9 protein-coding genes are annotated in these 8,142 nt (G+C 68.9%); 2 read left to right on the top strand and 7 right to left on the bottom strand.

Features of this window, described 5'->3' with window-relative positions; translation table 11 throughout:
- Nucleotides 1-527: 527 nt before the first annotated feature.
- The 3 genes from ABT127_RS28165 to ABT127_RS28155 all read right to left on the bottom strand — a co-directional run bounded on the left by ABT127_RS28165 (nucleotide 528) and on the right by ABT127_RS28155 (nucleotide 3,477).
- Nucleotides 528-1,040, bottom strand: a complete 513-nt coding sequence (locus ABT127_RS28165; RefSeq protein WP_351455696.1) for a GNAT family N-acetyltransferase — start codon at nucleotides 1,038-1,040, stop codon at nucleotides 528-530.
- Between the two features lie 216 nt (nucleotides 1,041-1,256).
- Entirely contained in the window at nucleotides 1,257-1,574 is a 318-nt protein-coding gene (locus ABT127_RS28160; RefSeq protein ID WP_351455694.1) for a hypothetical protein, read from the bottom strand.
- A 106-nt stretch (nucleotides 1,575-1,680) separates the two neighbouring features.
- The gene (locus ABT127_RS28155; RefSeq protein WP_351455692.1) at nucleotides 1,681-3,477 is read right to left on the bottom strand and encodes a SpoIIE family protein phosphatase; all 1,797 of its coding nucleotides are present in this window, start codon (nucleotides 3,475-3,477) and stop codon (nucleotides 1,681-1,683) included.
- A 248-nt stretch (nucleotides 3,478-3,725) separates the two neighbouring features.
- On the opposite strand from ABT127_RS28155, the gene ABT127_RS28150 reads away from it, so the two are divergent.
- Nucleotides 3,726-4,100 (top strand): hypothetical protein, encoded by a 375-nt coding sequence (locus ABT127_RS28150; protein ID WP_351455689.1) that lies wholly within the window; start codon nucleotides 3,726-3,728, stop codon nucleotides 4,098-4,100.
- A gap of 104 nt (nucleotides 4,101-4,204) precedes the next feature.
- Here ABT127_RS28150 and ABT127_RS28145 read toward each other — a convergent pair whose 3' ends face one another.
- The 4 genes from ABT127_RS28145 to ABT127_RS28130 form a co-directional block, all read right to left on the bottom strand.
- Entirely contained in the window at nucleotides 4,205-4,558 is a 354-nt protein-coding gene (locus ABT127_RS28145) for a hypothetical protein (RefSeq protein ID WP_351455686.1), read from the bottom strand.
- Between the two features lie 405 nt (nucleotides 4,559-4,963).
- Nucleotides 4,964-5,611: a fascin domain-containing protein gene (locus ABT127_RS28140; RefSeq protein WP_351455684.1), complete on the bottom strand. Its 648-nt coding sequence runs from the start codon at nucleotides 5,609-5,611 to the stop codon at nucleotides 4,964-4,966.
- 534 nt (nucleotides 5,612-6,145) lie between these two features.
- Nucleotides 6,146-6,994 (bottom strand): NmrA family NAD(P)-binding protein, encoded by an 849-nt coding sequence (locus ABT127_RS28135; protein ID WP_351455681.1) that lies wholly within the window; start codon nucleotides 6,992-6,994, stop codon nucleotides 6,146-6,148.
- A complete protein-coding gene (locus tag ABT127_RS28130; RefSeq protein WP_351455678.1) occupies nucleotides 6,991-7,416 on the bottom strand; it encodes a nuclear transport factor 2 family protein in 426 nt (141 codons plus the stop codon). Before ABT127_RS28130 ends, ABT127_RS28135 begins: the two co-directional genes overlap by 4 nt.
- An 86-nt stretch (nucleotides 7,417-7,502) precedes the next feature.
- Between ABT127_RS28130 and ABT127_RS28125 the strand changes: the two genes are divergently transcribed.
- Complete coding sequence (locus tag ABT127_RS28125; protein ID WP_351455675.1) at nucleotides 7,503-8,114, top strand: TetR/AcrR family transcriptional regulator; 612 nt, start codon at nucleotides 7,503-7,505, stop codon at nucleotides 8,112-8,114.
- Nucleotides 8,115-8,142 lie beyond the last annotated feature (28 nt).

Below are 8,142 nucleotides of genomic sequence, written 5' to 3'. Positions count from 1 at the left end.
AGCAAAATAAACCGCCCCCAACACCCACCACAATCCACACACTCACCCCACCAACAAAAAACTGCACACGGCATACCCACCCCACCACCACAACGACCACACAAAAACTACGGAAGATCTTCAGATCAGACTCCCCGGCCTGATCGACCTCACCAGATACAACGCCGACCGACCGCACGAACCGGAGGCCCGGCCACCGCCGGCGACGCCGCACTCTGACGTCACCCGGCCACTGACGACGAGACCCACGCAGCGGGCCCAACTGGCCACCAGAACCAAGCACCCACCCCTGTCCAGCCGGTGCCCGGCCGACTGCTCAGGAGACGCTCGACTTCGACCCACCCGGCGCCAACGGGAGCGGGCAGCCCACCCGTCCGACCCACCAGTCGCCCCGGCTTTTCAGGTGATGCCCTGAACTACCCCAGAGGGCGGAATTCCGTTTCCGGTATTGGCCACGGGAGAGCGCTTCGCGATAGGCGAACGGTGCCCGCGCTGCACCTGGTTCGGCCCGCGCCAAAGAAAAGAGATCAGATCCCGAACGCGGCGGCGTAGCGGACCGTTCCGCTGGGGAGGGGATGCTCGGCGTCGAGGCTGAGTGCCATCAGAGCGTCATCGGGAACGTCGATGGACAAGCCGATGCCGTGGGTCGAGGCGCGGGTGAACCCGAACCGGGGGTAGTACGCCGGGTGTCCGAGAACCACCACGTGGTGCTCTCCCATGGACCGGGCTGCGGCCAAGGCCGCATGGATCGCCGCGGTGCCGGCACCCGCTCGTTGCTGCTCCGGTCGGACGGCGCACGGGGCCAGGCAGAGGGCCGGAGTGGAGTCGATGTGGCAGCGAGTCAGCAGTGCGTGCGCCACCGGGCGGTCACTCTCGTCCGTTGCTACGAGGGAGCACCCCGCGATCCAGGCGGTCGGGTCCGCACGCAGGCTGTCGACGAGGTCGGCCTCGGCAGGGGTCGGGAAGGCTGCGAGGTTGATGTCGCGGATGGCGGTGATGTCGGCGCTGGTTTCGGCGCGCGTGATCCAGGTGTTGCCCATGGCGATGGTGAATCCGTCCCGGGAGGTGTTCGTGCGGTGGCCCCGCGGACCCTGACTCTCAGCAAGGACCGGACGAGACAGTCAGGCTACGGCCCGCGACGCGGAGAAGATCCGGGCACGCCGCGACCTCAGGGCACTGAGCTGCTGTTCCGGGTTCTGCCAGCGCGTGAGGAGGACGATGGACAGCGCCGCCACCATCTCCAGCTGCCCGGCCCCCTATTTCGCCGCGTCCTTGGCCAACTGCACAGCCCCGTAAAGACTCAACGACGGCTGGGCCCGACGGAGAATCTTGATCGCCTGAACCGTGTCGGCGGGCCCTTCGTACCCCGCCGCCGCCAACTGATCGCGCACCCAGCGCCCGCGCACCCCCGCCTCGCTCGCGGCCGCCTGTTCCGCGATGAGGGCGGCGGCCCGCTCCAGGCCCGGCCGTTCGGAGTCGGAGGCATTACGGAGGGCATGGTGGACGGCGTCGGCGATGCGGTCGGCGTCACGCAGGACGAGGACGTTCAGTTCACGCTTGGACTTGATGATCATCACTCCATGATGCGGGATACCCCCCCCGCTGCATGGGCGGTTTGAGCTGTTCCAGAGGTCCGGCGACCGAGGTGCCGCAGCCCGCGCTCCCGGCCACCGCGCGGTGTCAGGGCTCGTCCGGGCCGTCTTCGTCGACCTCGAACCACACCGTCTTGCCCTCCGGCTCGGGGCGGATGTTCCACCGTTGCGCCAGCAGGTCCAGCAGGAGCAGGCCGCGGCCGGAGGAGGAGAGTTCTCCCGGTGCTCGGCGGTGCGGAACATCGTCGCTACGGTCGGTGACCTCCACGCGCAGCCGGCGCGCGCCTCGGGCGCCGCTGATGTCGGCGCGCAGGGTGGCGGCCTGTTCGGTGTGCACGAGGACGTTGCCGAGGAGTTCGGAGACCAGCAGCAGGACGGTGTCGACCTGCTCGGGGCGCGTCCAGTCGTGGAGGAGTCCCTGGAATTCGATGCGGGCGTCGGCGAGACCTTGCGCCTCGTCCTGTTCGAGGGTGAAGCGCAGGTGCCGCCCGGAGCGCACGGCCCGCGCGCCTGAGGGGTCGCGGCGCAGGAGCAGCAAGGCGATGTCGTCCTCGGTGAACGAGGAGCCCGCAGGCCGTTCGCCCGAGGCGGTGGCCGGTGCGTCGACGACGGCGTTCATCAGCCGGTCGGCGATGGCGTCGAGGTCGTCGGGGGTGCCGGGGGCGAGGGCGTCGCGCACACGGAGCCACCCCGAGTACATGTCGTGGCCGCCGGATTCGATGAGGCCGTCGGTGCACAGCATGAGAATCTCGTCGGCGCGCAGGGTGACGACACTGACCGGGTAGTTGTCCTCGCCGAGGTCGAGGCCGAGCGGTAGTCCCCCGCGTACGTGCTTGAGCAAGCTGGTGCCGTCCGGCAGCCGCAGCACGGGGTGCGGGTGTCCGGCGCGGGCGATGCGCAGCGTGCCGGTGGCGGGGTCGGCCTCCAGATAGATACAGGTGGCGAAGCGGCCCTCGCCGAGAGAGTTCAGGAAGTGGGAGGCCCGCACCAGTACGGCGTCGGGGCCGTGCCCCTCGGCCGCGTATGCGTGGATCGCGGTGCGCAGTTGCGACATGAGCCCGGCGGCGTGCACGTCGTGGCCCTGGACGTCGCCGATGACCAGGCCGAGACGGCCGCTGGGCAGGGTGATGCTGTCGAACCAGTCTCCGCCGACCATGAGGCCGCCGCCGGTGGGAACGTAGCGGGCGGCGAGGGTGAGGCCGTCGACGCCGGGACCGATGCGGCTCATGCTGCTGCGCAGGCTCTGCGAGAGGGCACGGTCGGCCTGTCCGTCGTAGGTCTGCTCGATGCTCTGGCCCAGCAGGCGCGCCACGGTCAGCAGGAAGGTGCCGCGTTCGTCGGTGAGCGGGGTGGGGGCGTCGAAGGCGGCCATCCACACGCCGGTGAGCTGCCCGTACGTGGAGAGCGGCAGGAAGGCCCAGGTGCGATGACTGTCGCGGTCGGAGAGCTGCCAGCCGACCGGGAAGCGCTCCTGGAACTCCTCGGGGGAAGCGAGGAAGACCGGGCGGCCGGTGCGGGCCACCTGGGTGGCCGGGTGCACGGAGTCCAGGGGCAGTCGCAGCATGCGATGGGTGTCGTCCTCGTCGTGCAGGCCGACGTTGCCGACGCAGTGCAGCACCTCGCGGTCGGCGCGGAAGACGGCCTGCGCGCCGAGTGGCAAGTGGGGGCCTGCGAGCTGGGCGACGAGGTCGAGGGCTTCCCCCAGTGAGGTGACCTGGGCGAGGGCGTGCCCGGTGACCAGTAGTTCGGCGTCACGGTTGCGGGGGCGCGGAGCGGTGCCGGTGGGGACCTCCCCGGAGGGGCCCGGCATCCGGTTGAGGGCTTGGAGCTGGCGCAGCTCGGCGTCGTCGACGCCCGCGCTGCCGTCTTCGCGCTCTACGCCCACCTGTGCCGCTCCCGTCCCTCCTGGTTCCCGTGCCGCCTTTCCATGGTGCGCCGGGCAGCGACAACGCGCCTGCGCACGGGGTTCACGGGAGGTGTTCGGGGTGCCTTGTCCCGCCTGGTCACCGACTTCGGGATGGCTGACCCATCCGGGGTAACGGCGACGAACGGGGGAGGCACGCCGGGCCGCGTGCCTCATGCCGCGTCCGGATCTCGGTTGAGAACGATGCCCCACCCGGGGACACTCGCGCGATGAGTCACAGCACATCGTCCGAGCCGGACGAGCGCGGGTGGGACGAACCCTGGTATCGGGTCCGCAAGGACGGCTTCCAGGCGTCGTTCCTGCCCAGCGCCGGCGAGGACCTGGACGAGATCTGCAACGTCGATGTTTTCGTGACCCTGAGCGATGGATCTCGTTGGACCGCGACCGTGTTCACCATCGCCGAGGTCGAGCGCCTGATGAGACTCTGGACAGGGACCGACGAGGCCCTCGGGGGCCGGTATTTCTGGGTCTCGGACGGCCTGATCGTCAGGGATCCCGGCATCGAGAGCATGACCGACGTCATCGCCGGACTGATCGAGAACGGCGAGTTCTCCGAGATCTTTCAGCGGGTGACCGGCAACTGATCAGCGCAACAGGAACGGTCCCTTTTCTTCGTACCGGGTGGGTACGTTCACGTGTATGCCGACAAGGGGCTGCTGTCCAGGACGGCTCCGACGGCTGCCCAGTCTCAGCGGAACTCGTGGACCACCTTGATTGCACCGACAATGTGAGCGTTGAAGTCGTCCAGCTCCTCGGCGGGAACCCAGAGCTCGAGGATGGTCCGCCCGCCGGCCTGCTGGACCGGATACCGGCTCAAGAACTCCGTCTCCACCTCGAAACGAGTGACGAATCCGGCGCCGTCGTGCTTCACGTTCCAGTCCCGCGCGATCCTGACCGCGTAGTCCTCGTTGAAAACCGGATAGAAGATCGGCTGCTCCGGCAGCCGGGGCGGCCAGGCACGCCAGTTCAGCTCCCGAACCAGCTCCAGCTCCTTGGGGCCGGTGGGCCGCCACAGGGTCGTCGTTGCTTGCTGGCTGGTCATCTGGATCGCTCTCTGGACGTAGGCCGCCGTAGGGCGGGTCGCGAGACCGGACGATACCGGCACCGCTCACTACGCAGCCACGCAGTTTCCGCACCCTGGACAGCTCCGCGACGGCCAGCTACGCGACAACCCCGAGACCCTGCCAGGACCGCAGCGGTCGTTTCGCCGGGGAACCGCGTCTCTCGTGGTGGCACACGTCAGACCCGCTGCCACCATCGCGCGGGTCTGACGTGCGTCAGGCGTACGACATCGAAGTGCGCGGCAGCGACGGGACCGCCGACGTGTGGATCGCGCACGTCAAGATCGACCACGCGCTGCGGATGGTCGAGGACCACGGGCCCCTGCCCGGCTCGGCCGCCGTCGCCGCGCGACTGGGGCTCAATGCCTGCGAACTGTCGGGCGAGGTCAGGCGCCGATGCTGTAGAGGGCGAACTGCTCCCACGAACCCGAGACCTCGGCGGAGCGGGCGCGCAGCGCGTACTGGAGCGAGCCGGTGTAGCTGTTCTCCATGGTGACGAAGAGACCGTTCAGCGTGGACTGGAGCGCATAGCGGTCCAGTTCCGCGTTGTAGTACAGGACGAACCGCTCCCAGCCGCCCACGCTCGTGGAGCGAGCGCGCAGGATGTTCTGCGCGCTGCCCGCGTAGTTCTTCTCCACGGCCACGTAGCGGTTGTTCGCGAGGGAGCGCAGCGCGTAGGTCTGGGTGGCCTCGTCCCACTCGAAGGCGAAGCTCTCCCAGGATCCGCCGACTGCGGCGGAGCGGGCGCGCTGCACACCGGTGTTCGGGGCCGGGTAGTTCACCTCGGTCGCCACGAAGCGGTTGTTGCGGACCGACTGCAGGGCCAGCTGCTCGGGTTCGGCAGCGGCGCGCGGGGCCCTCCGGGCGTCCGCCCCGTCCGTCGCGCGTGCCAGTTCGGACGCGTCCACCGCCTCCCAGCCGGCGGGGACGGCCGGCCGATCGGCCGCCGGGGCGGCGACCGCAGAGGGAACGGTCAGACCGGTGACCGCCGCCAGGGCGCTCAGGGACAGCAGAACGGAAGTCGTACGTCTCACGGGAATTCCTCGGCTTTCATCATGCGGACACCAGGGTGGCGAGACGAATTTCTCCGCACCCCCCAACAAACCGCTTTCCGCGCCCCTCCCCGGGTGCGTCGGCGGCCGCCACGCCCTCTTGGCGAAGCACGATCAGGATAGAGACGCCGTTGTGCAAAAAGGAACGGATCAGTCGTCAATCAGAAGGATCCGAGAGGAAATCTTTAGCGTTATGGATTCCGTGAGTTTCCGTTAATTCAAGGGCCACTTGGCGTTTCCTCGGTCTCCGGCAGTGGTGCGCCGGCACCAGGGCGGGTATGCCCGCTTCGACTGCCGGGGTTACCCCGCCGCCGTATGCCTTTCTGGGGTGGCGTGCACGGGCTTCGGCTGTCCAGACGCTTGGCGGTGGACCGACAGGCGTCGTACCACCCGTCGCAGTCGCCGGAGGTGATCTGGGAGGCGGTTGCTACGACTTCACCGAGTCCGAACCGCCGTAGACGGCCGGGCCGAGGTTCCGCAGGGTCTTGAACCAGAACTACTGATCGCCCTGGAACTTCACCTGCTGCACGGCATCTCCCTCTCAAGGACGGACCGGAAGGCGCGCGGGGGCCGACCGGTGAGGCGGTGGACGGTGTCGGTGATGCGATCCTCCGCCCCTCCGGCGATGGCACGGTCCATGTCGGCCAGCATTGCGGCGAACTCCACCGGCACCTCCGTCGTGAGGCGATCGCGCATCTGCTCGTAGGACAGACGGCGGTGGAGCACGGGCCGACCGGTGACCTCGCCCATGATCGCGGCGATGTCGTCGTAGCCGAGTGCCTCGGGTCCCGTGAGGAGGAGATCGGCGTTGGGGGCTTGCTCGTCGGTCAGAGCGCGCAAGGCGACGGCCGCGATGTCCTCGGCGTCGACGAAGCCGACCCGGCCGCTTCCGGCCGCGGTCCAGATGATGCCCTCGTCGCGGATGCTGCGAGCGTGCGCGTGTGTGCCGGTGAAGTTCTGCATGAACCACGAGGGCCGTAGTACCGCCCACTGCTCGAACAGATCGGGCAGAGCCCGGTGCACCGCTCCCAGCGCCGGACTGTCCTCGGTGATGGCCGAGGAACTCAGCAGCACTGCGCGGTCCACGCCGGCGCTGCGGGCCTGGTGGAGGAACGGCAGCATGGTCGCCGCGGGGTCGGAGTCGCCCAGGGGCGGGATGAGGTAGACGCGGTCGACCCCGTCGAGGGCGGTCGCGTAGGTGGCGGGGTCGTACCAGTCGAAGGGGACCGGCTCGGCGCCGGCGACCGGGGTCGCCCGGCGGCTGGCGGCTCTGACGCGGTGGCCCGCGGCCGACAACTGTGCGGCGGTGCGGCTTCCGGTGGTGCCGGTGGCGCCGATGACGAGTGTGGTGCCGGCGATGGTCATCGGTTGCTCCCGGTGAAATCGGCGGCGGGTTCCTGGACGGCGAGGGGGTTCCAGTAGTCGCGGTAGGAGGTGATGTGCCCGTCTTGGACGGTCACGACGGCGATGTAGGTCATGTCGAAGGGGGCATCGCTCTCCACCAAGCGGCCGACACCGCGCATCTCGACCACGATGGTCCGTGGATCGGTGGTCTGGTGAATCCGCAGGTCAGGGAAGTCATGCAGGTCGATGTGGTCGGGATAGTGGCGCATGTAGGCGGCGACGGCCTCCTTGCCCTCCAGACGCCGGGGCCAGCCGTCGGGAGCGAAGGGGAACTCCATGAGGCCGTCATCGGCCCACAGGTCGACCCACGCGGAAATGTCCTTGTCGAGCAGCAGTCGCAGACTGTGGCGGTACAGATCCGCCGGGGACGTCGGTGCGGACATGGGTATCCTCAAGTCATAAGATACGGACCCTGGGTCCGCTTCAACGATATGGACCACGGGTCCGTTTTGCAAACAAGGAGAGCGGCATGCCCGAACGCCAGTCGTCCCGCAAGGACGCCATCCGGAACCGGGAGGCCGTGCTCGCCGCTGCCGACGCCCTCTTCACCCGCCGTGAAAGTCCCGAGGACGTGACCATGGCCGACGTCGCGGCTGCGGCCGGCGTCGGCAAGGGCACGCTCTTCCGGGCCTTCGGCGATCGCGCCGGGCTGCTCCGCGCGCTGTACGAGGCACGGCTCGAACCGGTCAGGCAGGCCGTCGAGAGCGGCCCACCGCCCCTGGGGCCCACGACCCCACCGCAGGATCGCGTACCTGCCCTGCTCGATGCCGTCCTGTGCTTCAAGCTCGACAACCGGCGCCTCGCACTGGCCCTGGAGGACAGCGGGAGCAGCAGCCCGTACCAAGCGGAGCACTACGAGCGGTGGCGCAGCCTGCTCCAAGCCGTACTGGAGCAGATCCCCGGCATGACCGACAGCGACTTCACCGCTCACGCCCTGCTCGCCGCGACACGAGCCGACCTCGTCGAGCACCTGGTCGGAGAACAGCACATTTCGCGGGAAAGCATGCGGCAGCAGTTGGCGAGCTTCGCCGCCAGGTTCCTGGGCTCCGTTCCGCTGCAAGGAGCGACCTCGGAAGAGTGACCGAAGATCGGGCGAGTCCTTGACCGGG

It is taken from the genome of Streptomyces sp. NPDC001904, assembly GCF_040297005.1.
Taxonomy (GTDB): domain Bacteria; phylum Actinomycetota; class Actinomycetes; order Streptomycetales; family Streptomycetaceae; genus Streptomyces.
Note: the sequence above shows the minus strand (reverse complement) of the source record. Positions and strands in the feature narration are given on the sequence as shown.